The sequence below is a fragment of the Streptomyces sp. NPDC003247 genome (genome assembly GCF_042888135.1).
Taxonomy (GTDB): Bacteria; Actinomycetota; Actinomycetes; order Streptomycetales; family Streptomycetaceae; genus Streptomyces.
Genome location: NZ_JBIAPF010000024.1, coordinates 1 through 24704 on the forward strand (window position 1 = coordinate 1; position 24704 = coordinate 24704).

A 24704-nucleotide genomic window follows, 5' to 3' on the forward strand; every position below is an offset into this window, starting at 1 on the left:
GAACGGGGCTATCCAGGAGGGCTCCGACGCCGTGATCACACCAGCCACGGCAAGATCATCTCACCCATGAACAGCAGTTACGGGACAACGCTTAGGGTGCGGCGGACCTGGCGGCCTGCTCGATCTTCGCGCAGTGGGCTGCACGGGCTTCTTCGTCGATCTGCTTCTCGAGTTCGGCGCGCACCCCGGTCCGGCCGTCGAGGCCCTCGCGCAGGATATCGGCGTGCCCGGCATGCCGGATCGACTCGCCCAGGACATGGACCATGACGGCGAACAGGTTCGTGTTGGGATAAGGCTCCGGCCACCACGGCACGTGGCCGGGGGCGTCGAGGGGAAGCTCGTTGATCGTCGCGTCCGAGTGTTCCCACGTGCGCCGGTAGAACCCGATGATCTGATCGCGCGTCTCGTCCTCGGTCGCCCACAGATCGCTGCCGTTGTAGTCCTGCCACCGGGGCAGCGGTTCCGGGGAAGGGCGGTCGAAGACCTCGCCGAAGTACCTGGCCTCGACGCTGGCCACGTGTTTGACCAGGCCGAGAAGGTTGGTCCCGGTCGCTGTCAAAGGTCGGCGGGCGTCGTATTCGGACAAGCCGTCGAGTTTCCAGAGCAGCGCCTTGCGGTCCCGCCGTAGTCTCGCGTGCAAGTGGTCTTTCGCGAATTCATCGATCATGCGGCATGAGCCTGCCATGGGCTACTCGTGGTCTCAAGATCACGTACGTGGTCCACAACGACTGGCAGAGCCGAGGCCTGGCCATGGCCGCCGCCCTGACCTGCTACAAGAAGCTCGCGAACCTTGCCACCTCACGACCAGGTTCAGGACATCGTCCACCGAGGCCCGCGTCTCCCCGCTCAGGTGGAAGCGGCGGGACCGCAGAACCTCCGCGGGCACCGGCGCGTAGTGCCAGGCATGAGGCAGATCAATGACGCGCATGTGGCCGTGCCGGGCCTGGCCGTGGTGGAGGTCGCGGCCGCCGCCGACGAGATCGCCGTCGCGGTCCAGAAGCTGCTCGCCGCGCGGTGTGCGATCGCGCCGGCGGACCGTACGACCCCCCGGGAACCCGATCAGCCCGGCGTGCGGCTGCGGTTCTTCCTGGACCTGCAGCAGGACGCCGACACGTAGGCCCGCAGCGAACGCCTGAGTCCGGCATCCGGCAGCGCGGCCGTGGACCGGTTCTCGAACAGGGCGCCGCGCAGCGTCTCGGCGACCGGCTCGGCCGGCATCCGGCCCTCGCTCAGCTCGGTGAGTTCGCGGCGCACGTAGTCGTGTTCGGCGGTGCCGACCAGCGCGGCGGACAGCATCTGCCCGACCGGGTTGCTGTGGGTGTGCTCGCCGCAGCGCACGGCGCGCATCCGGTGAAGGTTGACGGCGTCCCAGGCCCGGTTCTTGGACGCGCGCACGGCGACGCTCGCGTCGCGGGCGGCCTGCAGGGAGTGCAGCACGCCGACCACGCCGTGGCCAGCGAGGTGCTCGAAAACCTTGGCCTCGGGGACGCGGTGGGATACGCGGCCCTGGCTGAGACGCCCTGGGGCGACGACGACCACTGGCCCCTGGGGTTCATGGAGGGGTCTTGGGCCCGGGCCCGGCCGAGGTCTTCTCCTCCGGAGCTCTGCTCCGGCCCCACAGGGACGAAGAAGCCAGCGCGGATATCGGCACGGTGTCCGGTTCTACGCGGCCGGTGCCGCCAGGCGGAAGCCCACGCCGATCGCTTCGAGATCCGGCTCGTAGGCGCCGTGCCGGCGGGCGCACCGGGCCAGGTCCCGGTCGTGGCGGAAGGAGCCGCCTCGGGTGATGTGCCGGTCGAAGGCCCAGTCCTCGGTGCTCGGCACCTCTGCGGGCGCGCCGGGGTAGGGGGCGTAGAGGGTGGAGGTCCACTCGTCTGCGTTACCCGCCATGTCCAGCACCCCGAACGGGCTGGCGCCCTCGGGGAACGAACCGACCGGCATCGTGGTGCCGACACCGAGGTCCGCCAGGTTGGCCAGGCCGGTGCGGTACTCCTCACCCCACGGGAACTCCCGGCCGTCGTCTCCCCGTGCGGCGCGCTCCCACTCGTCCTCCGTGGGCAGCCGCACGCCGAGGCCGAGCCGTTCCCCGAGCCACCGGCAGTAGGCCGTCGCCGCCTCCCAGACGACCCCGATGACCGGGTGGTCCGCCGGCGCCCGTGGGACCGGTCGGCCGGTGGCCGCCGCGAAGAGTGCCCACTGGCCGACCGTGACCGGGGTACGGGCGATCCGGAACGCCGGGACATGGATCTCCGCGCGCGGGGCTTCCTTCATGTACCACTCCACCGGCACACCGGTGTCCGCGTAGTGGCGGGCTACCGCCGCCACTTCATCGACCGGCGTACCCCGACGCAGCAAACCGGCCGGGATCGCGACCCAGTTCACCTGCTCCACCCGCATGGCTCCTCCTCGGCTCGAGCGGACAACTCAAATGATCACCTCGGTGGTCGGGGCGCGCGTCGGCCGATGGACCCATCCCAACAGCGACCTTGGAACCAGGACATCGGGCTCCGTGATCACCGCCGCCTCAAGGGGGGCGCCGCTGAACTCGGCGCCACAGGCCCTGGACTGCCCGGTCCGTTCGGCGTCTGGCCCCTCGACGGCGACGCCGACGCCGACGTCGACGGGGACCAGGAGCACGAGCCCGCCGACGACCGAGCGAGAGAGACGAGGACCGCATGACGACCAAACACCGCTGTGCCGCCGGCCCGTACACCGAGTACGACGGCCTGCCCGCCCTGCATGCCGCGGAGAACGCCCTGCCGCTGCTGCACCTGTACGGGCCGGTGCCCGACGGCCGCTGTGTCAGGCCCGGGGGGGCGGCCGGCTCACTGTCTGGTCCGGCGGCGGCCATCAGCGGGTCACCCTTGATCACCTCGGCTGCCCGGCCCAGGTCACCGGGGAGAAGAAGCCACCTTCCGGCGGCTCGCCCTGGCGGTCCACCCCAGCGCCAGCAGGCCGAGCCTGATGCCGTCGCTCAGGGCGGGGCCGTGCCGCCTCCTGCTGCTGGCGGTAGTGCTTGCCCGGCTCCGTCTTCACGAGCTCGCCTGCCATCGGTCGTCCTTCCGCTGCCGGCTTAGCTGGGCCCGACGAGTCGTGCCCCGGTCAGGTGACGCCTCGGCGCGGCGGGAGAGCTGCCGGCACCTCAGAGGGTCTGCGCAGGCCGCGACCGGCGCGGGCGGACCCTCCCGGGGCGATTGTCACTGTTCTGTCGCCCGTCATGAGTCGTGAGCGAGCGACAATGTCCGCACAAGGGGCGGGGGGAGGCAGTGTGGATCGAGATGCCACGAGCGTGTGGTGGACAGGGCTCGCTCGCCGGATGGCTGTCGCCGTGCCGGCATCGGTCGTGCTCTCGTTCCTGACCTCGGCCGTTCTCATCGGCTTGCCTCACGGCTGGAAGACGGCCACGTCCTGGGCCGACATCACACTGCGCACGTCGTGGATTGCCGGTTTCCTCGTCCCGGTCACCGTCACCACACATCTGGTGATTCACTTGTGTCGCCGCACGCGGCGCCGTACGCACAGTCCCTACCAGCCCGGATCCTTCAAGAGGGGCGGTCAACACCGTTGACCGGGACCGCGCGCAGCTTCCCGGCTCGCGAGCCATTTCCGGCACTGAGGGGGCCGGCGGCCGTGACTGAGGCCATAGGGTTCGGAACGGTCACGTTGCGCCGAGCCAGCCCCCGTGCGGTGGCTGGTCACGACTCGTCGAATTCGGCGGCGGCGGCGGCAGGCTCCTTGCGGACCCGGGCCAGCCCGTGGAGCTGCCCGGCCCGCTCATCCTCCGGCGTCCGCGCGGATGACGCGCTCCCAGATCAGCGACCGGGACCTCGACGAGCCCGTGTTCAGCGACCGCTGCTGGGCAGCTGCGGCACGCTCGCCGGGACCACCCGGCAGCGCCTAGTGAACGGCTTGGTCCAACTGGAGGTCGCCGAATGGATCGAGGCGTTCGAGGCGGCCGCGGCCGCGCTGGACAGGCGGATCGGCTTGTGGAGCCGGCGGGAGGTGTCTGTCGTGGCCTACCTCAGCTTCTACCTGTAGAACGAGGTGAAGCTGACCGACGTCGACCTGCACGAGGTGCTCGACGTGCCGCGCCGGCAGTTCGTACAGGTCGCGTCACGGCGACCGGCAACTCCGCGCCGCCGCTGATGCCGGCGGCCGCCGCCCGCACCCACGGCACTCGTCCCACCGCTCCCACTTTGGCGCCGGAGCTCCGGGCCGCGCCGCGGCGAGACCCCGGCCGCCGGGCACGGGCGAGCGCACACCCGGCCGCGTATGGCGGTGGGCCCCGCGGCGTCCACGCGTACCCGGCCCCCGGCCGGCCACCAGCCCGCGTGCGATCCCCAGGCCGCGGCCCTGCGCTCCGCCGCCCGAGCCCTCCACCTCCGTCTTCGGCCGTCCACCGGTCAGGCGGTGGAGGCCGGGCCTGGTCCGAGTTGGCGCCGTCCGCCGCGCGGCGCCTGGTGGTACTCAGCGGTGGTGGGCGGCGGCTGCACGGCGGCCCGCTCGGCGACGGTGCCCGCTCGTGGGACGGCGGCGTCCGTCGCGAGCGGGGTGGACTGGGGACCTGTGGCCAAGGGGCGGCGGGTGGTGCTCACGGCGTCATCCTGGCAGGTCCGGTCGGGCCGTGCAGGCCTTCGCCGGGGGCGTTGAGGGCGTTTTCTGCGGGACAAGGGCGGCGTGGCAAGCGGCGCACACCGGGAAGCCGTCGGTGATGCCTGTCGGGTGGCACTGCCTCTGGGGCCCGGGCATGGCCACGCGCAGCAGGCGGCCCCGCCCACCGCCCGGCACGGCGCCGTGATGCTCGCGGTCGGCATACGCGCCGACGGCGCCCCGGTGGTCGAGGATCGTCTGGGGCCGGGGCGGGCTGAGGATGAAGCGGCCGGGGGGAGAGGTGGCCCGGAGACGTTCACGGGCTCGGTGCGGCCGTTCTTGGTGGTGCTGGTGAGCGTGATGGTCGTGAACGTGGCGCGGCAGGACATTGTCCAGCGCGACCGGCGGCCGGGCAGCGGAGTGAAGCCGGTGATCAGCCGTGCCACCGGGCCGAGGGTGACGGCGATCTGGACGGCGGGCAGCACGGATGCCTGCATGGGCAGCAACCGCCGGGCGGCGAGGGGGAAACGTGATGTGGGGCGGCTTGCGCAGCGCGGGGCGCCAGGGGTCAGCGCTCGGGCTTGGCGGGCCGCTGCATCAGCGCGGCGGTGGCCTCGTCGAGGGTGACCTTCTCGTGCAGCAGGGCGGAGATGACGTCCGTGATGGGCATCTCGACGCCGTGGGCGCGGGCCAGGGCGCAGATCGCTTCGGCGGACTTGACGCCCTCGGTGGTCTGCCGGGTGGCGGCCGTCGCCTCCGCGACGGTCAGGCCCCGGCCGAGGTGGGTGCCGAAAGTGCGATTGCGGGAGAGCGGAGAGGAGCAGGTGGCCACCAGGTCGCCCAGGCCGGCAAGCCCTGCGAGGGTGGCCGGGTGGGCACCCATGGCCACCGCCAGCCGGGTGGTCTCCGCCAGACCGCGGGTGATGAGCACGGCCTGTGCGTTGTGGCCCAGGCCCATCCCGGAGGCGATGCCGACCGCGAGGGCGATGACGTTCTTCACCGCGCCGCCGAGCTCGCAGCCGGTCACGTCGGTGCTGGTGTAGGGACGGAAGGAGGAGGTGCGGCACGCCTGTTGGAAGCGGCGGGCGGAGTCCTCGTCGGGGCAGGCGACGGTTGCCGCGGCGGGCTGGCCGTCCACGATCTCCCGGGCGAGGTTCGGGCCCGAGAGCACCGCGACCCGTTCGGCGGGCACGCCGGTGGCCTCGATGATGATCTGACTGGCCCGCAGCCCAGTGCGCTGTTCGATGCCCTTCATCAGCGACACGATCACGGTGTCGCCTTCGATGCGCGGCGCCCACGCGGCGAGGTTGGCCCGCAGGGTCTGAGCGGGGACGGACAGCACCAGGAAGTCCGCTCCCGAGAGCGCGGCGGCCGGGTCGGTCGTCGCGGTCAGGGCGGCGGGCAGCTCGACGTCCGGGAAGTAACCGGGGTTGCGGTGCTGCGTGTTGATCGCGTCGGCGATCTCGCTGCGGCGGGCGTGCATGATGACGCTGGTGCCGGCGTCGGCCAGGATCTTGGCGACGGCGGTGCCCCAGGACCCGGCCGAGAACACCGCAGCACGGACGGAACGCTGCTGGGGCACTGAGGGTCCTCTCCCTGCGCGGGGGCCCGTCCACGGTGCGGCATCCGGGCGCCGTCATCGTAGCGCCCGGGGCAGGCCGGGCCGCCCCAGCCGGTCCGGCCGCCGGGCAGACCAGAGGTGATAAGGACGGCGCGGCGGCCGGGCAGGCGGGACAGCAACTGCCGCGCCTCGCTCGGCATCCGCGCGGCCCGGACGTCTCCACGCCTCGGACCACGCCTGCTGGCACTTCTTGATCGATCGGCGCGAGCACGCGTGCCCGCCCGGGCCGACGGCCCCGCACACACTCAGCGCGAGGACTCCGGTGACGTCACGTTGAACGAGGCGGAGCGTTCGGCGCTGCTGGCCGAGGCGATGGCCGAGCTGGACGCGATGGTCGGCCTCGCCCCCGTGAAACGCCAGGTGCGCAGCCTGTCGGCCCAGATGAGGATGGCGACGATACGCAGGGACCATGGGCTCGCCGCGGCGCCGGCCCTCCAGCACCTGGTCTTCGCAGGGCCGGCCGGCACCGGCAAGACCACCGTCGCCCGCGTCGTCGGCAAAGTCTTCGCCGGGCTCGGCTGCTGGACCGGGGGCACGTCGTCGAGGCCCAGCGCGTCGACCTCGTAGGACAGCACCCGGGAGAGACGGCCATCAGGACGACGAACATCATCGACGAGGCCCTGGACGGCGTTCTCTTCATCGATGAGGCGTACGCACTGTCCAACACCGGCTACTCCGGCGGTGACGCCTTCGGCAAGGAAGCCCTCCAGGTGCTCCTCAAGCGAGCCGAGGACGACAGGGACCGCCCGGTCGTCGTTCTGGCCGGGTATCCGGACGAGTTCGCCGAGCTCCTGTCCACCACCCCCGGGCTCGCCTCCCGCTTCCACACGCGGGTGGACTTCCCGTCTATTCGTCCGACGAACTCGTGCTGATCGCGGAATCGTTCCTGGACGCCCAGGGGGACGCCCGCACCGGGGAAGCGGCGGCTGCGCTGCGCGCGTCATGTGACCTCGCCGTCACCAGCGGGTCGATCGACCGGCTCGGCAACGGCCGCTTCGCGCGAGAACTCGCCCGCAAGGCCGCCGCAGCGAGGGACCTGCGCGTCTTCGACCTGTACGGCAGCTCAGGAGTCCCCTCGCAGGACGAGCTCACCACGCTGCACGCCGGTGACGTCATGGACGCCCACCAGGAGCTCACGGCACGCGTACCGTCGGCGTGACGATGCCGTCAGTGCTTCCACACGTCCGGCCCACCCCCGCGCCACATGCTCACCGAGCGCCAGGGCGAGCGCCTGCCGGCCCGGCTCGACGCCGTACGGCAGGGCGACCTGCCCAGCCGCCACACCCTCGCCGCAGGCATCGACCGCGACCGCGACGCCGTCATCGCCGGCTTGACCCTGCCCTGGAACTCGGGCGTCGTGGAAGGGCACGCCAACCGGATCAAGGTGCACAAGCGCCGGATGTTCGGCCCGGGTCGTGTGCGCCAGGCGCGCGGAGCCGCCGAGGCCCGCGGCGAGTCGGGCACCCGCAAGACGAAGCGCCGCGTCCGGGCGGTGGTGCGGCCTGACGGCCGGGAGCCGGCAGGGACCGCCGTCGTCCTCCAGGGCCTGATGGCCGACCGGGCCGGAAACGTGCCGGCAGCCGGCGGGAGCATCCTGGACCTTCTCTGCACCGACTGCTGTCGCCAAGGGAGCGGGCTCGTGACGCGAGTACGCAATGCTCCTCCACGAGCCTGTTCGGCGCTGTGACCGCGTGACGGGCGCGGGCCCGTGGAGGGGACAGCCGGTGTGACGATCACCCTGTCTCGTCCCCGGCCTCGTCGGCAGGACCGGCCGGTCGGATAGGGCGCCCCGTCATCCTGTCTCCTCCCCGGCGTCGTCGGTGGGACCGGCCGGTCGGGTACGGCGCGCCGTCATCACACCGGCCGCCGCCGCGGTGGCGGCCAGCAGCACGGCGGCTACGCCGAGCGCGTGTTCGACTGCGGTGCGGGGGCCGCCGGTTGTGTCGAGGTAGAGCCCGCCGATGAGGGCGACGCCGAGGGTTCCGCCGAGTTGTTGGACCGCGTTGAGCAGTCCCGCCGCGGAGCCGGTCTCCTGTGGTCCGACGGCTCCCAGCGCGGTGGTGAAGAACGGCGGTGTGAACAGCCCGGAGCCCACTCCTGCCAGCGCGAGGGCGAAGGGGAGGGCCGTCGGGTAGGCATCGGGGGCAGCGGCGCGGCAGGCCAGCGCGGCGGCGGCCAGTCCGCCGGCGAAGGCTGCGACGCCGGCGTGCATGACGCGGGCGCCGTACCGGGGGACGAGATGGCTTCCGGCGGCCCAGGAGGCGACGGCCAGTCCCGCGGACCAGGGCAACAGGCTGAGGCCGGCAGTGAGCGGACCGTCGTCGAGGCCGAGTTCGAGGTGGAGGACGACGGTGATCATGACGCCGTTCATCACGGCGAAGAACAGAGTGGACGTGGCCAGCGCTGCGGGAAAGGAACGGCCGCGCAGCAGGGCGGGTTCGATCAGCGGGGCTTTGCCGCGGCGGGCGGTGCGGCGCTGCTGGGCGACGAACACCGTCAGGACGGCGGCGCCGGCCGCGGCGGTCGCCCACGCCGCGGGTCCGGGGCGGCCGGTGGCGAGCGGGCACACCAGCAGGGCGGTGCCGAGCATGGCCAGTGCGGTGCCGGCCGGGTCGAGGCGAGGCCGGACGGGGGCGCGGTCCTCGCGCAGCCGGGGTGTGGCGGCCAGGACGGCAGCGGCGAGAGGAAGGTTGACGAGAAAGACGGCGCGCCAGGAGGCGCCGAGCAGGTCGGCGTGGGTGAGGACGCCGCCGAGCGCGGGGCCGGCAACGGCGGACAGTCCCATGACGGGACCGATCATGCCGAGGGCCTTGGACAGTTCGGTGCCGGTGAACATCGCGCGGATCAGCCCGAACGTCTGCGGGATGATCGCGGCCGCGGCGATACCTTGCAGGGCGCGCAGGATGATGAGAGCAGTGCTGGTAGGAGCGAGCGCGCACGCCAGGGAGGCGGCGGCGAACGCGATGACCCCTGCGCGGAAGACGAGCTTCCGGCCGTGCATGTCGCCAAGGCGTGCGCCGGTGAGCAGGCCGAGGGCGAAGGCGAGGGTGTAGGAGGCGCTGAACCACGGGATGGCAGCGCCCGCTCCACCGAGGTCGGTGTGTATGACAGGGGCGGCGACCTGGACGATCGTGGCGTCGAGCAGGTTCATGGCCTCGGCGGCAAGCAGCGCGGCGAGTGCGATCCAGCGCCATCGGTACGGCGCGGGCGCGCCGGCAGAGGCGTGGGTACCCGGTGCGGCAGGCACGGTGGCGGGTGTGCCGGTGGTGCGGGACATGCGGTCTCCCTGGGGATACGGGGTGCGGCGGGCCGGTGACCACCGTGCCTTCCCACTCGCGTGCGCTTCCCTTTCCTCGCCGTCGATTAGGTGATTTCTTCCATCCGGATCGGCCGCTTTGCCGAATGTGCTCGTACTGGATGATCTGGATCGAGGTCTGATCCATGCCCTGCAGGTGGACGCGCGGGCGCCGTTCACTCTCATCGCCGAGGTCCTCGGCTCCTCGACGCAGACCGTCGTTCGTCGCTACCGTCGCCTGTACGCACAGGCCGGGCTGCGGGTGGTGACGCTGCCGACACCGCGCAGCGCGGGCGCGCACCAGTGGTTCGTACGGCTGACGGCCGCGACGCGCAGCGCGCACGACATCGCGGTGGCGCTCGCGCGCCGGCCGGACACCTCGTGGGTGCGGCTGACGTCCGGCGGCACGGAGATCGTGGCGATCATCCACACAGCACCGTCCGGTCCGGACGCGCACGCCCTGTTGCTGCGCGACATCCCGCGTACCGCCGGGATCACCTCCGTCTCCGCGCACTACCTGCTGCACACCTACCTCGGCGGGCCGACCGCCTGGCGGGGACGGGTGAACGTCCTGGACGAGGAGCAGCAGGCCCGGCTACGCGCCGAACGGGAAACAACCGGCGTCAGCGGGCGCGCCACGCACCCCGGGGAAGAGCCGTACCGGCTGACCGACGCGGACCGGGCGCTGCTGGACGCATTGCGCGAGGACGCTCGGACCAGCTACGCGGAACTGGCGGCGGTGACCCGCACGACGGCGTCGACGGTAGCCCGCAGGCTCGCCGAACTGCGGACGCGCGGAGCATTGTTCTTCGACGTGGACGTGGATCCGGCGCTGGTCGGCGTCACGGTGTCGGCGCTGTTGTGGATGCAGGTCGCGCCCGCGCAGTTGGAGACGGTGGCGACCGCCCTGGCGGGTCACGAGGAACTGGCGCTGGTCGCGGCGACGACGGGGCCGACGAATCTGGTCGCGCAGGCGCTGTGCCAGGACGCAGAGGCGCTCCACGCGTACCTCACGCGGCGCGTGGCATGGGAGGCGGTGACACGCATCGAAACGGCCCCTGTACTGCGCACATACAAAGCGGCGGTGGCTTTGCGGACGCGGACGTCCTGATCCCCGCCCCGCTCCGGTGGTCGCCCACAGCCTTGATGTTGCGGGACATGACGTGGGCGGCACAGGTCGATGCCGTGAAACCAAGATGCTTCCACGGGCATCGGTCGGCTAGCGTGCGGACCATGTCGAGTCCTGAGTCGGACGAGGTGGGGGCTTTCGGTCACGCCGTCAGCCCCCTGGACCACTGAGCTCGTAGCCCTGTCGTCGCGCCGCTTTTCGCGGTGGGACGCGTGTGCGCCGGGGACTGGCCGCGGTGACGAGATGACCTTCTCGTGCCTCTCTCACCTCGGAGCCACTCGATGCCTCTGCCGCTGTATCTGCTGGCCATGGCGGTCTTCGCCATGGGGACCTCGGAGTTCATGCTCGCCGGCCTCCTGCCGGACATCGCCTCAGATCTTGACGTCACCGTCGGGACAGCAGGCGTCCTCACCTCGGCCTTCGCGATCGGCATGATCGTCGGCGCCCCTGTGGTGGCCGCGCTTGCCCGCAACTGGCCCACGCGCGCCGGCCTTCTCGGGTTCGTGCTCGTTTTCGCGGCAGCTCACGCCGTCGGCGCCGTCACCACGAGCTTCCCCGTCCTGTTCGCTGCCCGAGTCGCCGCCGCGCTCGCGAACGCAGGGTTCCTCGCCGTCGCTCTGACGGCTGCCGCCACGCTGGTCCCGCCCGACAGGAAAGGACGCGCGCTGGCCGTGCTGCTGTCGGGCACGACGGTGGCCACGATCGCCGGTGTCCCCGGCGGGTCGGTGCTCGGCACGTTGCTCGGCTGGCGGGCCACGTTCTGGGCTGTCGCCGCTCTCTGTCTGCCTACAGCTCTCGGCATCCTGAAGGGAATGCCAGCAGGACGTGATGAGGAGGAGGCGACCGGCAGGCCGGCCTTGCGAGCGGAACTCGCCCAGCTCACCCGGCCGCAGTTGATCCTGGTGATGCCGCTCGGTGCGCTGGTGAACGCGGCAACGTTCGGAAGCTTTACCTTCCTCGGCCCCGTGGTGACCGACAGCGCCGGGCTGGGGGAGTTGTGGATCTCTGTCGCTCTGGTGCTCTTCGGTACCGGTTCCCTCGTCGGCGTCACCGTCGCCGGCCGGCTGTCCGACCGGCGTCCCGGTCTGGTCATCGCGGTCGGCGGTCCGCTGCTGCTCGTCGGCTGGCCGGCCCTGGCCATGCTGGCCAACGAGCCGGTCGCCCTGTTCATCCTCGTGTTCGTACAGGGCGCACTGTCGTTCGCGCTGGGCAGCACGCTGATTGCGCGGATCCTCCACGCGGCCGCGGGAGCCCCCACCATGGCCGGCTCGTATGCGACCGCGGCGCTCAACGTGGGCGCCGCCGTCGGCCCCGTCATCGCCGCGGCCACCCTCAGCACCGAAGCCGGGACCCTCGGGCCGCTCTGGGCAAGCGGACTCCTCGTCGCTGTCGCGCTGCTCATCGCGTTCCCCTTCCTGACCGCCATCACGGCCGGCCGGAGCACCGAGGTGCTCCGGTGACACATGCGAGATCCCGCGGTGGTTCGGGGCTGGGGTCGAGTCGCCGGTCGGTCCCCTCCACCGTCCCCGGCACCGGGTGAGTACGGCTTGCGGATCCCGTCCTCGAAGCGGGCGACGACAGAGTTCTTCGCCTCCTGGCGCGAGGCTTTGCCGGGCGCCCGCAAGTATCCGGTGGCTGTACGCGACTACTGCATGGCGAAGATCGCTTGCATCTCCGGCGTTCGGGCCACCGAGCTGTGCACGGTGCGGATGGGCGATATCCACTGGGATCTGTTTGCTCCGTTGTGGCCCTCGGAACGGCTATCGACCGCCGTTGCCTCCCTGAATCTCTGCAGAAATTGATGAGCGACCGGATCCGACGAAGCACACGAGACTGCCGACCCCGTCCACCTGATGCGCGTCTTCGGGATCGCACCCGATACCGCGATGAAATACGTCAAGGCCGCTCACTGGCACCGCTTCATCAAGGACCCCACCAAGGCGTGACAATCTGAAGCTGGTTCGCGGCCCCGCTCGTCACTCAGCAATAGGAGGAGTGGGTTCCGCGCCCGGACGCGGACGAGGACGAGGACGAGGACGAGGACGGCGAGCGGACCCTCGTCCGCCCGGGCAGGCCCGGTGCGGACGAGGCGGCGATCGCCGCGGCCGAGGCGCGGCTGGGGCGGCGGCTGCCCCTCTCGTACCGAGGGTTCCTGGCCGTGAGCGACGGGTGGCACGTCGACCAGACGGCCGGGATCTATCAGCTCGGCGGCACCTCGGACATCGACTGGTTCCGGGATCCGTACGGCATGACCCGGCTGTACGAGCAGAATCTGGGCGACGACCCGCGCAAGGAGGACGTCCTGTTGGCCGGGATGTGGCAGCGGGCGTTACGGCTGGAGACGGACTCCGACATGTCGTACGCCCTGCTGGACCCGGGCGACAGCGACCAGGACGGAGAGTGGGCGCTCTACGTCTACAAGGGCTGGAGCGGTGAACTGCCGGTCCGTTACCCGTCGTTCCGCGCGTACATGGAGGCCATGTACCGCGGCTTCCACTCCGACCAGGTGGTAAGGCCCGACTTCGTGAACGCGACCACGCGCGCCCAGGACGCCCATGTGGAGGAGGCCCGCCTGCTGGCCCTGCGCGGACGGTACGAGGAGGCCATCCCCCTGCTCGAGGAGGCGCTGTCCTTCGGAAGGCCGCGAAGCGCCGTCCTGCTGAACCAGCTCCGGCATCTGCTGGCTCCGCGCGGCTGCCGGGATCACGGCAACCTGGTGGCCGACCCTCGCTACCTGCCCGAGATTCTACCCGTGCAGGCCATGACGCCGGCACGCGGCGATTGGCGGCTGGGCGGGGACGAGCACTGGCTCGGGATGATGACCGCCCGCGGCGCCGCCCGGAAAACCGCCGAGGCCGTACTGAGCGCGATGCGGGACGGCACCCATCGCTACGCGCCTCCCGGTCCGTGGGGGCGGGCCGTGGCCGAGGCCTGGGAATCAGCCCGCTGGGGAGCGACCGACGCCGCGTGGCGGGTGCTGCGGGACGCGCTCCCGCTGTGGGAGGCTCCCGGGCCCTCGCTGATCGCCCCGACCGGCCTGCTCGCCGATCCGGTCCTGGGTCCGCTGATCACCCCGGAGCGCGGGCGGGAGATCCTCGCGACACCGCGGGCCGGGGAGACGGGACCCGCTCCCGATCCGGTGCCCGATCTCGACCCGCCGGGGCTCGCCTGGCTGACCGAGCCTGCAGCGAACGGGCGGCCCCTCGACGGATACCGCTGTGTCTGGGCCGAGGGGATCGATCCCGCCCGCCTGTCCGCCCTGATCGGCGAGGATGGCGCCGAACTGAGCGCGCCCGTGGATCCGCAGAGGGCTTCCTGGCGGGCACCCAAGCCCCACGAGAGGGAGGGCGTGGAACTCTGGGAGGACCGGGCCGTCGTCGCCGTCGGCCGCACGGGTGAAGGGTGGGCCTTCGCCTTCGACGGCCACTCCCACCACTACCTGAACGAGTTGTTCTTGTCCCCCGCCACGGCCGCCTCCGCGCCCGGTCGTGCGGTGGTGGTGTGGTCCGGCCCGAGGCGCTCTTCCCCGGGTGACCACCCGGCCGCGTTCCACCTGTCGGTGGCCGAACATGGCCAGGAGCTCTACGCATTCACCGTGCGGGGTACGGAGATCCAGCGCTCCGGCGCGATACCCGATGCCCTGGATCCCGCACGGCTGTTCCGCCCGGAGGACACTGAGCTGAACAACGAACTGCGTGTGCTGGAGGCCCTGCACACCGAACTCGGGCTCTCGCTCCCCCGCTTCGCGCTGACCCGAGGCAGGCTCCGCACCTTCACCACCCGGTCCTGGACCCGGGCGCCACGCGCGGGCGAGGGCTTCGCCTATATCAGCTTCGTGCGGCACCGGTCCTGAACGCGGGCGGGCCCGCACCCCCCGTGGAGGTCGGGCCCGCTGGCGACGACCGGCCGTGGTCTCAGCTCCGATTGATCGCGCGGGCGCTGGTCGCGCCGACCGATCTCTGGGCGACCTCCGTGAGGACCGGCTGGGGCACCGTGTCGTCCACGGTCAGGGCCCTGCTCTCGTACAGCTACGCTACGGCCAAGTGGCGTCTGTAGCCATCCGCCCTGACCAGCGGCGCCGACCCGAAGAGGCCGCCCGGCCCGCATGGTTCATCCTCGACGTGGCGGTCGCGCTCCCTGACCGTTGTGCTGTTTTTGCCGTCAGTGAAGAGCGTCGATGGCCTGTGTGATGAGGGTTCGGGCTTCGGCTCCGTAGACGGCGGCACCGCGTAGCTGTTCGAATGCTTTCAAGTAGAGGGCGATCTCGTCTGGTTGCGTGATTTGTACGCGCGCGGATACGAGCTCGACGCTGACGAGCCGGTCGTCGTAGACATGGAAGGTCTCGCGGGGCCACTGCCGGCGTGAGGGGGAGGCCGAGGGGATGATGCAGACGGAGACCTGGGGGAGGGCGCCGGCGGTCAGGAGGTAGCCGAGCTGGGCTGCCATCGCGTCGGGGTCGCAGACCTGGTGGCGCAGGGCTGCCTCCTCGATCACCGTCACGAGGCGGTGGCCGGGTTCGTGGATGATCCGGCTGCGCTCGACGCGGGCGCGGGCTGCGTCCCAGCTGTCGTCCACGGGGACGTCGTGGAGGCGGGCGCTGGTGTGCAGGATGCCCGCGGCGTAGCCCTCGGTCTGCAGCAGGCCGGGCACGAGAGTCGAGGAGTAGACACGGAACAGCGCTGTGCTCCGGTACAGGTCGACGTAGCTGTCCTGGAGCCGGCGCAGTCCGCTGCGTACCTGGCGCCGCCATTGTGTGTAGGCCGTCTCGGCGTCGCGGGACTCGGCGATGATGTGGTCGGCCTGGTCGTCGGCGCCGCAGGCGTGGCACCAGCGGCGGATGTCGTCGGGTGTCGGTGCGGTGCGGGCGTTCTCCAGGCGGGATGTCTTGGGATGGGTCCAGCCGCACCGCGCGGCGAGTTCGGTCCCGGTCAGGCCCGATTCGGCCCGCAGGTCGCGCAAGCGGCGTGCGACGCGTTCGCGGGCGGCCTGGGCCGAGGAGGACGGAGAGGTGGCCATGAGACGCGGCTGGACCCTTCGTGTCGTGCTAGCGGATCTTGTACTCGTCGTGCGGGACGGCCCTGGCCCAGACGGAGTTGAAGGCCTCGGCGCACAGCCGGGTGATGGCCGGATCCCGGCTGGTCTCCCCGGGGGCCGATGCACCGTCGCCGGTGAAGTGGTTCCAGCGGATCAGCCGGCCGTCGATCAGCCAGAAATCGTTGCCCGGCAGAGCGATGTCCGACGCCTGGCGGCGGGGCAGCCACCGCACCTGCTCGCCGGCCGCAAGGTTGACGACCGTGCCCGCATGCTCGTACCGGATGTAGTCGCTCACCGGCTCCGACACGATCCGTGCCCGCCGCACGACCACACCGCGCGCGACCGTGCGGCGCACGAGGTCCACCCACGGCCGCCAGTACGGCGAGCCGGGGTCGGTGTCGACCTCGCCGGTCTGTCTCCACCGGATCAGTGCCTCCGCCTCGCCGGTCACCTCGTAAGCGTCGCGCATTTCCAGGTGAAGGGCCGATTCGCCTGCGCCGTCCAGCAGCTCAGCGAAGCTGGGCACGCTCAGCGGCATCGCACGCCTCCCTCAGGATCGCCGCCATACGGGCCGGTACCCGCACGATCTGCTCGTGCTCCGGTATGCCGACGGCGTGGCCGGGCACCTCGAAGGCAGCACACTCGGCTTCCGTCGCCGCGTCAGGCTTCCACCCCTGGATGACGAGCTCGCCGCTGTTCTCATCAACCCACACGGTGGGGCTCTCACCCTGCCCGGTGTTCGGGTCGATGCCGATGAACCGTAATGACACGTCGGCCTCCAGCACTTGGAATGTGCACGAATGTACACACACTCATCGCTGCTGGTGTCACGGTCAAGAAGACAAACACGCCACCAGGCATGGACAGAACAGCCAGCGCGAACATTCGTGAACATCGCTGGCCGCACCGCACCCCCCGCCTCTAGCGTCGACGGCGGACACAAGCGGCAGTGAGCCGTCCATCTCACCAGGAGACGGCCCACGCACAAGGGAGCGACAGAATGCAGCAAGGCAGCCCCGCCCGGCCGCCTGCCCCATCGACACTGCTGTCGTCAGCTGCGCACCCCGGCGACAGCAGCGGACGAACCGACCCACCCCACGCCATCAGGGCCTGGCTCGCCGGCGCACACGACCTCCCTGCTCAGGCCCGCACTGAGTGGGCCGCCCGGAAGGTGGCCCTGCTCCCGCTCGGCCGGCGCTTCGCGGCCGTACGCATCCCCGGCACCGTCATCCACGCGGCCGTCGGCACCGATGACCGCCAGACCGTCGCCGATACGGTGGGAGTACAGGTGCGCGGACCAGTCATCCACGACGTACGCGCCGTCGGCCCCACCTATTGGGCACTCGTCCCCTGGCACCCCGGTCGCCATTGGAACGCCACCGCCGAGACCCCCTACCTCGGTCCCGGCACCTACCTTGGCGTCCCGGACCTCGGCTGCACCGAGCCACCCGGCCCCTACTGGGTGACCCGGCCCCGTCATCGCCGCGACCTGTGCCCCCCTGAAGCCGTCCTCGACCTCATCACCCGGGGCAGAGACCGGCTCCAGTACGAGCCACCGTGACCTCGACCGACCAGCACCGCAGCCACCCCCGAGCCCGAAGCCGCATGGCATGCTCCCCGCGCTCCCGACAAGGCGGTCGAGAGACCGACCTGGCCTCGAGGCCACGGGCCGAGGGCCTGCCCAGCGGGCGGCCTGTCCAGCGTGTGCCAGCCCCACGACTCGTACAGGGAGTGGACCCGGTCACAGAAGGCGTAAGTCGCGGACGGCCGCCTCCCATGACAGGTTCTCGCCTCACTGCGGACGGGCTGATCGGTACGCGTACTGGCCGGGCCGCAGCGACGGTGACCCGGCTGCTCGGGTGCACGGCGTTGGCGGGGGAGCGGGTGCTGGAGCGCCTGGAGGACCGGGAGCTGGTGCTGCGGGTACGTGTGCGGACGGCTTCCGGGCTCCCGAACCGGTCGCGACGGATGGTGTCGGCGGTCGCCGCCGCGCACGGTCGCACGGCCGCCGACGACGCCCAGGAGGACCGTGCAAAGGCCCTGGAGCCCGAGTTTTCAGACCCCGACGTTGCGGCAGACCTTCACACTGATCACCTTCACCTGGTTACTCCCGTCTCTTCCCCCACTCCCTCTCGTGGCTTTTCCGGCGAAGGCCGTGGTGGGTCCGGTGATCTGCCAGACCGCGCGTGCGTGCGCGAGGACGGTCCGCTGCGTGGGGAACAACCGAAGAAGTCCCCGGTCAGCGAAGCCCGGAACGGCGGCCGCGGGCCGGTGGCCGGTGCCCCGGTGCGGGTCCTGGACGGTGGAGGTCAGGGAAGACAGCAGCCGGGGGAGGGTGTCCTTGCCGCCGGAGGATCTGCGGGCCGTTCTGGCTCTGGTGGACCTGGTGTGGGCGCGGCTGGAGCGTCCGGCCGCCCGCCGCCTGGTGGAAGCCGCCGCCCACAGCGAGCTGGGCAGCGTGGTCGGGTTCGCCGGCCGTGCGGACGCACCGCAGGTCCTCGCCGACCGGCTCGCCCGGCGGTTGGCCGACCAGGTGCGGCCGGCCGGGCCGATCAAGGGCCCGGTGGGCTGGCTGATCGGCCTCGGTCTGCCGCAGCGTCAGCGGTGCGGCGACGTGCGGTGTGGCTTTGTTCACCGGTTTCGACAGCGGTTGTTCAGTCCTTCGGGAGGCACCTGGGCCGCGGCGTGTTCGATGTTCACGAGAAGCGACAGCACCCGCGCACGCCGATGAGGCTGTTGCCGTTCCAGCCAGACCCTACGAACTACCGGATGCTCCAGCGGTGCGGACGGTCGGGATCGGTGGGGTGGCGGACCGAAAGGCGAGCAGGTCACCGTCCTAGCGGCCAGCCGTGGGCGTGACCGTCGGGTGCCACTCGCGGCGGAGGAGGCCGAAGACCCAGGAGTCGGAGACGTCGCCGTTGACGACGCAGTCCTCGCGGAGGGTGCCTTCGCGGACGAAGCCGAGCTTCTCCAGGACCCGGGCGGACGCCACGTTGCGGGTGTCGGTCTCGGCCTGGACGCGGTTCAGGTCCAGGGTGTCGAACGCCCACCGCAGGATGGCGTGTGCGGTCTCCGTGGCGTAGCCGTGGCCCCACGCGGCGGCGTCGAAGACGTAGCCCAGGGACGCGCTGCGGAAGTCCGGGTTCCAGCTGGTCAGGCCGCACCAGCCGATAAACGCGCCGTCGGAGACGCGGTCGACGGCCACCCGCGCTCCCGTGCCTTCCTTCTCGATCGTCCGGCAGGTCGCGATGAAGCGCTGGGCGCGGGCTGGTTCGGTCCACGGCGGGGAGTCCCAGTAGCGCAGCACGTTGGCGCTGCTGTGCAGCGCGTAGAGCGGCGCCGCGTCGGCGTCGGTGAACGGCCGCAGTCGCAGGCGGGCGGTGTGCAACTCGGGGGTGGGCAAGGTCATGCGGAGCATCCTGCCGCGTCACGCTCGCCCCCGACCATCCGTTTATCCGGACGGTTGGGGGCGCGTACGTCCGCGGTGACATCGGACGCGCCGGATGGGCGGTGAGTCCGCAGTACCGTGCCGGCCATCGCACCCGGCAGCAACCTCTCCGTGCCAGTGCTGCTGTCGAAACCCGTGAAGATTTCGATTTCCTCTGGGGTGGCGGTTGCCTCCCAAACCGGTGTACATCCGCTGCCCGTTCTCGCGGACAGAGCCAGCGGTGCGACGACCGGGTGCTCCTGTACTCCGGGCAGGACTGCCCCCGGTGCGCGTAGCGGCAGGAAGACCGCAGGGATCAGCGCCGCGCGGTCGCGGCCGCCGTCGACGCCGGGATGCCCGGTGCCTCGGAGGCGGAGCGGCGGACGGCCACCGCCAAGCAGTTGCCCCAGGACGTGACGGCCAGGGTGTGGGTGCAGGCGCACGAGTGGGGCCTGTACCGGGAGAGGCAGGCCGCCGCAGCTCAGGACCGTGCCGAAGCCGCGGCCGCGCAGCCCGAGGACGACTTCCCAGCCGTGCCGGTGATCCCGACCGGGCTGCCCGCCCCCCGTCCGGCCGTCGCCGCCCCGGCCCCGGAGGTCGCGGACGTCCATGACGGCCAGGAGTTGGTCATCGAGGACCTGACCCGCGAGCAGGTGCTGGACTGGCGCACCCGCGCTACGCACGACCACCAGGTCGTCCACGGCCACATCGCCCGGTACGGCGAGCACTCCGCGCAGCGCCTGTTCACCAGGGCGTTCGTCGCGACCGTGCAGCGCCTCGCGGGGCTCGGGCACCTGGACCTCGACCACGCCCCGTGGGCTCAGGCCTGAGCGGCAGCGAGATGTCCGGCGTGACCTGGCCCGGGTCGCGCCGCGGGCCGCGCTGGGCGGCGTGGAAGAACGGCGGCGGCCAGAAGGCGGAGTCGAAGCTGCGGGTCGTCCGTACGGCGCGCCGCGGCGGGCGTGAGCCGATGGGCCTCGGGGCTGCGATCGGTGCGCTGGTCACCGAGCGCACGTGGAAGCGCACAGCCGCCGGCGCGACGCTGCGCGAGCAGTGGGTGGCCATCGCCCCCGAGCTCGCCGGGCACGGGGTGGCGGTCGGCTACGCCCCGGACTCCGGCCAGCTCACCGTGTGCCCGGGATCGTCGGCCTGGGCGACGGGGGCCCGGTTGGAACAGACCCGGATCACCGCGGCCGCCAACGCGTCAGAGGGTCCATCCCCGCGCGTGCGGGGATGGACCCGTCCTTGAGGGACGCGGGTACGAGGCATGTGTCTGCTCCCCGCGCCCGCGGGGGAAGATCGTGGTCTGCATCTGAGTCTGTCTCACCGCTCAGGGCTTCCCGCAGCATCGGCGGTGGGAAGCCCGCACTCCGGAACACGATTCTGGAGCGATCCGACCTGCGGGGGCGAGGATGCCGTGGGTCGTCGGGCCGGCCGTCATCTGCGGGCTGACGCCACCTCACGCACCGCTCGGGGTGAGCGGGCGGCGGGCGTGGCGAAGACAGCGGCCACCACCAGGATGAGAACGGGGAGGAGGGCACCGCGCAGTCCGTACTGCTCGCCGAGGTAGCCGAGGGAAGGCGGGCCCACGAGGAACGCGACGTAGCCGACGGTGGCGGCGAGCGCGACGCGTGCGGCGGCGTTGTCGCCGGACGCGCCTGCCGCGGAGAGGGCGACGGGGAACCCGAGTGATGCGCCGAGCCCCCACAGGATCGCGGCGGCGGCCGCGACGGCCTGGTTGTCGACGAAGATCACCAGTGCCAGTCCGGCCGCCCCGGTGATCGCACTTCCGCCCAGTGCGGCGGCTCGCCCGAAGCGGTCGACGAAGCGCCCGCCGGTGAAGCGCCCGAGGGTCATCGCGGCGGCGAACACGGCGTACACGGCTGAACCCAGGGCGGCATCGAAGCCGTGGCCGTCCACCATGACCAGCGGGAGCCAGTCGTTCGCGGTTCCCTCGGCCATGGCGAGGGCGAGAATGACGCATCCGATGAGCAGCAGCGTGGAGTCCTTCCACACCGCGGCACGCACCGCGCCCGCCTCCCGGGTCTCGGCGTCGTTGCGTCGGCCCACGCCCGGGGGGATGTATCGGATCACGGTGGCGAGCGTGGCCAGGCCCACGAGGGTGACGACCGCGAGATGGACGAGGACAGGGAAGGCGATGGCGGTCAGGGCCATGCCGCCGATCGCGCCGATGACCGTGCCGAGGCTGAAGAAGCCGTGCATGGCCGGCATCGTGGAGCGGCCGAGCAACCGCTCCACCTCCGTACCCTCGACGTTCAGGGCCACCTCGCCGCCGCCCATCCCGAGGCCGAACAGGCCGAGGCCCAGTGCCACGCCGGTGCCCGAGCCCGCGGCGGCCCCGATGCCGATGAGCGCGGCAGCGGCCGCCAGGGTCGTCGTCCCGACCGCGATGACGGGTCGGGTGCCCCAGCGGGCCACGAGCGCGCCGGAGCACAGGATGCCGGTCATCGAGCCGATGGAGAGCCCGAACAGGATGAGGCCCATCTGCGCGGTGGAGGCCCCGAGCATGTCGCGTACGTCGGGGGTGCGCGTCACCCAGGAGGAGATGGTCAGGCCGGGGACGAAGAACAGGGCGGACACGGCGGTACGGCGGTGGGTGAGGTCGGCGGTCACGGACGGTGGCTCCTGGGGGTACGGACATGAGTCTGTACGAGCGTACACACTTGCATGTACATCCGTACACACTCTTGGTCGGTCACGGTCACCCCATGGCACATTAGGGCCGTGAGCGGCACACGACGCGAGATCCCCAACGACCCCGGACGCAAGGAGCGCATCCTGGATGCCGCCCTCGACGTCATCGCCGAGGGCGGCGTGCACAAGACCACCCACCGCAAGATCGCGGCCCGGGCACAGGTCCCTCTCGGCTCGTTGACGTACTACTTCGACGGCATCGACGACCTGCTCGCGCAGGCGTTCGCGCGGCTCGCGGACACCATGTCGCTGCTCTACCGGCAGACCGTGCACGCCGCCGCGTCGACGGCCGAAGCCGAGGCGGCCGTCATCGAGCTGATCTGCGGACCGGCCTACGCCACAGACCGTGACATGACGCTCATCTTCGAGATGTACGCCTACGCCAACCACAACGAGGCGGTGTCCGTCACGGCCCGTACCTGGCTCGAACGCAGCCGGGAGAGCCTCGCCCTCCACTTCACCCCCGGAGTCTCCCGCGCGCTCGACGCACTGATCGAGGGCTGGCCCATGCACCGCGCCTTCGACGACGCCCCCCTGGACCGGCAATTGGTCACCGAGACCGTGCACGCGATCGTCACCGCCGCACCGCGACTCTCGGCGACGACCGCCGGCCGGCGCCCCGGCAACGGTCGTCGCGGTGGTCCGCAGTGAGCCCCCGTCTCCCCGCGGGCGAGTTCCTTGGGAGCGGGTTTCGGCGGTCGCGGTGATGTTCGCCGGGCTCGGGCCGCCGGCGTGCCGGGCGTGCCGTTCGGCGCCCTGGTCGGCGAAGGCTGGGGCTGGTGCGCCACGGTCTGGGCGTTCAGCGTCTCCCGGCCGCCCCACGCGGCACAGAACGACCAGCCCGTCCACGGATGCCCACGCCGCCCCGTAGCCCGTAGGCCGGCGACCGCGGCACCTGCCGCCCGGGAAGGGCGGTGGTGCGGCCGACGTACCGAAGGCGGCCTTCGCCGTCGTACTTGCCGATCGGCAGCGTGCGGGGAGCGGCCGGGGAGCCGGTGACCGCGCCGGCGCTCGCCTCGAGGACCTACCGGTGAAGGCGTACTCTTCCGACCTTGCACGGGGCAGCGCGAGCGCGATCCACTCCGACATCCCGGGATCGCCCGCCGCCAGGACGTCGACGGATGTCGTCACGCCGTGGGCGCGCTTGTGCCAGCAGCGCGGCGGCCGCTTCGCCGCCGAGTAACTCCGGGCCGCCGAGGTGCAAAGGCAGGACCGCGACCGGCCGCGGCGTCCCACATGCGAGCGTGGGAAGCTCCCCCGGTGAGCACCGCGTCCGACGCGGACTCCGGCGAGGGCGGGGCAGGCGGCGCGGTCCAGGGCGCGCAGCGGCTCGGGCTCCCACGCGGCGCACGGGGGGCATAGGTGAGCAGGACGGGGCCTGCGAGTACGTCGAGCTGCACCTGGCGCTCGATGCCGAGCCGCCACGCCTCGCGCAGTACCTGCCGGGCCTCGTCGCGGGCGCGTCCGGTTCGAGAACCGATCTCCACACGGCATCCGAGGGGCGCCCTTCAACGCCCTCCAACTGTGATCGCACTCAGTCAGGCGGCCGCCATGCGCAGCGCCGACGCCGGGCCTCGGAGTCAGTAGCCGACGGTGAAGCGTTCGCCGATGTGCCGGGGCTCTTCGATTTCGTCGATCAGGGCGACCGCGTAGTCCTCGGTGGAGATACGGCTACTGCCGTCCTCGTCGACGACCAGGTCGTCCAGGGCGGTGCGGTAGTTGCCGGTGCGCTCGCCGGGCTCGATGGTGCCAGCGGGGCTGAGGCTGGTCCACCTCACGTCGGTGACGGTGCGGCAGAAGTCCAGGGCGTCGCCGTGGGCGTGCATGATCTGGAGGAGGAACCCCGGCAGGCCCTCGGCGTCCCAGACCTGTGTGCCGTCCGGTGTGCGCAGGGAACCGGCGCCGCCGACCAGGATGAGCCGAGGGGCATCGGCGCCGAGCGTGCGCAGGCCGGTGACCAGGGACTCGGCGGCGGGCTTGATGGTCGCCATGTGGCCCGGCCCGCCGCCTCCGCCGACGGCGCTGACCACGACGTCCTGCCCCTCGGCCACCTTGGCGACGGACGCCGGGTCCAGGGCGTCGCCGGTGACCACGTCCAGATGGGGGTCGCTGCGGGTGAGCTTCGCCGGATCACGCACAACAGCCTTGACCTCGTGGCCGCGACGGAGCGCCTCGTCCAGAACGCGGGTTCCGATGGTTCCGTTGGCGCCGAACAGGGCGATCTTGGACACGTGCTGCTCCCGCTGCGGTTGATCATCTGAGGGAGTCCGCAGACTAGCGAAAGGGCCCACGGTCAGCACGGGACACCGGCCCCGCCCGGTCAACTTGACCCCATCAGGTGACACTGCCGGCCGGGCCGAATACCTCGGTGGTGACGGGCCAGGCTGCTTCGGCCGCTCCGATTCGCCAGCTCATCCGGCTCTGCCGGTGACAACTCCTGCGCTCGCGCTGCCGACGACTGCCAGCACCAGGATGAGGAAGCGGCCACCCTCCCGCGCCTGGCCGAAGGACTTCCCCCGTTCACCCTCATACTCCTCCCCGAACCTCAATGCCGCGGTGCTGTGAACCCCCCCGCCGCCTGGACGCCGCCGTCGAGCAACTGCGCGCCCTGCCCTCCGACCAGCGCGAGCACCGGGCGCTGGACAAGGTCGTCACCTGGGCCTCGCCGCTCAAGCACGCCAATCTCAACGTCCCGGGTCGCTACAGCTTCCGGACCTCCGGTCCGGTCGGCGGGGTTCTTCGGCCCCTGCATGACCCGGCTGAGGTCGAGGACGAGGACGACGCCGAGGAGTGAGCGGCACACGGCCTTGGGACTGGTAGGCCCGCATGTTCAGGAGTCGCGTATTCGCCGTAGCCGTCAGCCGATCGTCACCCTGTGTCGGTGCTCTGCGGC

General features: G+C 71.7%; 28 protein-coding genes and 3 pseudogenes. 19 read left to right on the plus strand and 12 right to left on the minus strand.

Features of this window, described 5'->3' with window-relative positions; translation table 11 throughout:
• Positions 1-91: 91 nt before the first annotated feature.
• Entirely contained in the window at positions 92-667 is a 576-nt protein-coding gene (locus ACFYWQ_RS42165; RefSeq protein ID WP_389525736.1) for a DinB family protein, read from the minus strand.
• A 237-nt stretch (positions 668-904) separates the two neighbouring features.
• On the opposite strand from ACFYWQ_RS42165, the gene ACFYWQ_RS42170 reads away from it, so the two are divergent.
• Entirely contained in the window at positions 905-1117 is a 213-nt protein-coding gene (locus ACFYWQ_RS42170) for a DUF6207 family protein (protein ID WP_389525739.1), read from the plus strand.
• On the opposite strand, the gene ACFYWQ_RS42175 is transcribed toward ACFYWQ_RS42170, so the two are convergent.
• Together ACFYWQ_RS42175 and ACFYWQ_RS42180 are read right to left on the minus strand one after the other, a co-directional pair.
• The gene (locus tag ACFYWQ_RS42175) at positions 1060-1437 is read right to left on the minus strand and encodes a hypothetical protein (RefSeq protein ID WP_389525742.1); all 378 of its coding nucleotides are present in this window, start codon (positions 1435-1437) and stop codon (positions 1060-1062) included. The genes ACFYWQ_RS42170 and ACFYWQ_RS42175 overlap by 58 nt on opposite strands.
• A 225-nt stretch (positions 1438-1662) precedes the next feature.
• Positions 1663-2397 carry a formylglycine-generating enzyme family protein gene (locus ACFYWQ_RS42180; RefSeq protein ID WP_389525745.1) on the minus strand — a complete coding sequence of 245 codons (735 nt, stop codon included), beginning with the start codon at positions 2395-2397 and terminating at the stop codon, positions 1663-1665.
• Positions 2398-2675: 278 nt separating this feature from the next.
• On the opposite strand from ACFYWQ_RS42180, the pseudogene ACFYWQ_RS42185 reads away from it, so the two are divergent.
• The 4 genes and pseudogenes from ACFYWQ_RS42185 to ACFYWQ_RS42200 form a co-directional block, all read left to right on the plus strand.
• Positions 2676-2747: pseudogene (locus ACFYWQ_RS42185) on the plus strand (DUF6420 family protein); the annotation flags it as partial.
• Positions 2748-2797: 50 nt separating this feature from the next.
• Positions 2798-2965 carry a DUF6420 family protein gene (locus tag ACFYWQ_RS42190; protein ID WP_389525884.1) on the plus strand — a complete coding sequence of 56 codons (168 nt, stop codon included), beginning with the start codon at positions 2798-2800 and terminating at the stop codon, positions 2963-2965.
• Between the two features lie 351 nt (positions 2966-3316).
• A complete protein-coding gene (locus ACFYWQ_RS42195) occupies positions 3317-3568 on the plus strand; it encodes a hypothetical protein (protein WP_389525748.1) in 252 nt (83 codons plus the stop codon).
• Positions 3569-3909: 341 nt separating this feature from the next.
• Positions 3910-4038, plus strand: a complete 129-nt coding sequence (locus tag ACFYWQ_RS42200) for a hypothetical protein (RefSeq protein WP_389525751.1) — start codon at positions 3910-3912, stop codon at positions 4036-4038.
• Positions 4039-4403: 365 nt separating this feature from the next.
• Here the strand turns inward: ACFYWQ_RS42200 and ACFYWQ_RS42205 are convergent, their stop codons facing one another.
• Entirely contained in the window at positions 4404-4595 is a 192-nt protein-coding gene (locus ACFYWQ_RS42205) for a hypothetical protein (RefSeq protein ID WP_389525753.1), read from the minus strand.
• A 563-nt stretch (positions 4596-5158) separates the two neighbouring features.
• Positions 5159-6172, minus strand: coding sequence for an NAD(P)H-dependent glycerol-3-phosphate dehydrogenase (locus tag ACFYWQ_RS42210; protein ID WP_389525756.1), 1014 nt, complete (start codon positions 6170-6172; stop codon positions 5159-5161).
• 252 nt (positions 6173-6424) lie between these two features.
• On the opposite strand from ACFYWQ_RS42210, the gene ACFYWQ_RS42215 reads away from it, so the two are divergent.
• The 4 genes from ACFYWQ_RS42215 to ACFYWQ_RS42230 are packed head-to-tail and all read left to right on the plus strand — an operon-like array spanning position 6425 to position 7898.
• Positions 6425-6778: a hypothetical protein gene (locus ACFYWQ_RS42215; RefSeq protein WP_389525758.1), complete on the plus strand. Its 354-nt coding sequence runs from the start codon at positions 6425-6427 to the stop codon at positions 6776-6778.
• Positions 6779-6801: 23 nt separating this feature from the next.
• Positions 6802-7083: an AAA family ATPase gene (locus ACFYWQ_RS42220; protein WP_389525886.1), complete on the plus strand. Its 282-nt coding sequence runs from the start codon at positions 6802-6804 to the stop codon at positions 7081-7083.
• The gene (locus tag ACFYWQ_RS42225) at positions 7077-7370 is read left to right on the plus strand and encodes a hypothetical protein (protein WP_389525762.1); all 294 of its coding nucleotides are present in this window, start codon (positions 7077-7079) and stop codon (positions 7368-7370) included. The genes ACFYWQ_RS42220 and ACFYWQ_RS42225 overlap by 7 nt, the downstream gene beginning before the upstream one ends.
• Before the next feature lie 45 nt (positions 7371-7415).
• Entirely contained in the window at positions 7416-7898 is a 483-nt protein-coding gene (locus ACFYWQ_RS42230; RefSeq protein ID WP_389525765.1) for a hypothetical protein, read from the plus strand.
• Positions 7899-8003: 105 nt separating this feature from the next.
• Here ACFYWQ_RS42230 and ACFYWQ_RS42235 read toward each other — a convergent pair whose 3' ends face one another.
• Positions 8004-9488, minus strand: coding sequence for an MFS transporter (locus ACFYWQ_RS42235; protein ID WP_389525768.1), 1485 nt, complete (start codon positions 9486-9488; stop codon positions 8004-8006).
• Positions 9489-9615: 127 nt separating this feature from the next.
• On the opposite strand from ACFYWQ_RS42235, the gene ACFYWQ_RS42240 reads away from it, so the two are divergent.
• The 3 genes and pseudogenes from ACFYWQ_RS42240 to ACFYWQ_RS42250 form a co-directional block, all read left to right on the plus strand.
• Positions 9616-10617, plus strand: a complete 1002-nt coding sequence (locus ACFYWQ_RS42240; RefSeq protein ID WP_389525771.1) for an Lrp/AsnC family transcriptional regulator — start codon at positions 9616-9618, stop codon at positions 10615-10617.
• Positions 10618-10916: 299 nt separating this feature from the next.
• Positions 10917-12095: a Cmx/CmrA family chloramphenicol efflux MFS transporter gene (locus tag ACFYWQ_RS42245; protein ID WP_389525773.1), complete on the plus strand. Its 1179-nt coding sequence runs from the start codon at positions 10917-10919 to the stop codon at positions 12093-12095.
• 530 nt (positions 12096-12625) lie between these two features.
• A pseudogene (locus tag ACFYWQ_RS42250) lies at positions 12626-14488 on the plus strand (SMI1/KNR4 family protein); the annotation flags it as partial.
• A 308-nt stretch (positions 14489-14796) separates the two neighbouring features.
• Here the strand turns inward: ACFYWQ_RS42250 and ACFYWQ_RS42255 are convergent.
• The 3 genes from ACFYWQ_RS42255 to ACFYWQ_RS42265 are packed head-to-tail and all read right to left on the minus strand — an operon-like array spanning position 14797 to position 16439.
• Positions 14797-15651, minus strand: coding sequence for a helix-turn-helix domain-containing protein (locus ACFYWQ_RS42255; protein ID WP_389525776.1), 855 nt, complete (start codon positions 15649-15651; stop codon positions 14797-14799).
• A 28-nt stretch (positions 15652-15679) separates the two neighbouring features.
• The gene (locus tag ACFYWQ_RS42260; RefSeq protein ID WP_389525779.1) at positions 15680-16207 is read right to left on the minus strand and encodes a DUF6879 family protein; all 528 of its coding nucleotides are present in this window, start codon (positions 16205-16207) and stop codon (positions 15680-15682) included.
• A complete protein-coding gene (locus ACFYWQ_RS42265; protein WP_389525889.1) occupies positions 16179-16439 on the minus strand; it encodes a hypothetical protein in 261 nt (86 codons plus the stop codon). Before ACFYWQ_RS42265 ends, ACFYWQ_RS42260 begins: the two co-directional genes overlap by 29 nt.
• A gap of 401 nt (positions 16440-16840) precedes the next feature.
• Here ACFYWQ_RS42265 and ACFYWQ_RS42270 point away from each other — a divergent pair, with 401 nt between their 5' ends.
• A complete protein-coding gene (locus ACFYWQ_RS42270) occupies positions 16841-17230 on the plus strand; it encodes a hypothetical protein (RefSeq protein WP_389525781.1) in 390 nt (129 codons plus the stop codon).
• Between the two features lie 780 nt (positions 17231-18010).
• Entirely contained in the window at positions 18011-18400 is a 390-nt protein-coding gene (locus tag ACFYWQ_RS42275; protein WP_389525784.1) for a hypothetical protein, read from the plus strand.
• Between the two features lie 105 nt (positions 18401-18505).
• Here ACFYWQ_RS42275 and ACFYWQ_RS42280 read toward each other — a convergent pair whose 3' ends face one another.
• Positions 18506-19078 (minus strand): GNAT family N-acetyltransferase, encoded by a 573-nt coding sequence (locus ACFYWQ_RS42280; protein ID WP_389525786.1) that lies wholly within the window; start codon positions 19076-19078, stop codon positions 18506-18508.
• 371 nt (positions 19079-19449) lie between these two features.
• Between ACFYWQ_RS42280 and ACFYWQ_RS42285 the strand changes: the two genes are divergently transcribed.
• Both ACFYWQ_RS42285 and ACFYWQ_RS42290 read left to right on the plus strand, forming a co-directional pair.
• Positions 19450-19926, plus strand: coding sequence for a hypothetical protein (locus tag ACFYWQ_RS42285; RefSeq protein ID WP_389525789.1), 477 nt, complete (start codon positions 19450-19452; stop codon positions 19924-19926).
• 20 nt (positions 19927-19946) lie between these two features.
• Positions 19947-20345: a DUF721 domain-containing protein gene (locus ACFYWQ_RS42290; protein ID WP_389525792.1), complete on the plus strand. Its 399-nt coding sequence runs from the start codon at positions 19947-19949 to the stop codon at positions 20343-20345.
• A gap of 188 nt (positions 20346-20533) precedes the next feature.
• Here the strand turns inward: ACFYWQ_RS42290 and ACFYWQ_RS42295 are convergent, their stop codons facing one another.
• On the minus strand, positions 20534-21730 hold the full coding sequence (locus ACFYWQ_RS42295) for an MFS transporter (protein ID WP_389525795.1): 1197 nt from the start codon (positions 21728-21730) through the stop codon (positions 20534-20536).
• A 111-nt stretch (positions 21731-21841) separates the two neighbouring features.
• On the opposite strand from ACFYWQ_RS42295, the gene ACFYWQ_RS42300 reads away from it, so the two are divergent.
• Both ACFYWQ_RS42300 and ACFYWQ_RS42305 read left to right on the plus strand, forming a co-directional pair.
• On the plus strand, positions 21842-22462 hold the full coding sequence (locus tag ACFYWQ_RS42300) for a TetR/AcrR family transcriptional regulator (protein WP_389525797.1): 621 nt from the start codon (positions 21842-21844) through the stop codon (positions 22460-22462).
• Positions 22463-22475: 13 nt separating this feature from the next.
• Positions 22476-22609 (plus strand): annotated as a pseudogene (locus tag ACFYWQ_RS42305) (MFS transporter); the annotation flags it as partial.
• Between the two features lie 782 nt (positions 22610-23391).
• On the opposite strand, the gene ACFYWQ_RS42310 reads toward ACFYWQ_RS42305, so the two are convergent.
• The gene (locus ACFYWQ_RS42310) at positions 23392-24042 is read right to left on the minus strand and encodes an NAD(P)-dependent oxidoreductase (protein WP_389525800.1); all 651 of its coding nucleotides are present in this window, start codon (positions 24040-24042) and stop codon (positions 23392-23394) included.
• Positions 24043-24359: 317 nt separating this feature from the next.
• Here ACFYWQ_RS42310 and ACFYWQ_RS42315 point away from each other — a divergent pair, with 317 nt between their 5' ends.
• The gene (locus ACFYWQ_RS42315; protein ID WP_389525802.1) at positions 24360-24605 is read left to right on the plus strand and encodes a hypothetical protein; all 246 of its coding nucleotides are present in this window, start codon (positions 24360-24362) and stop codon (positions 24603-24605) included.
• Positions 24606-24704: the final 99 nt, after the last annotated feature.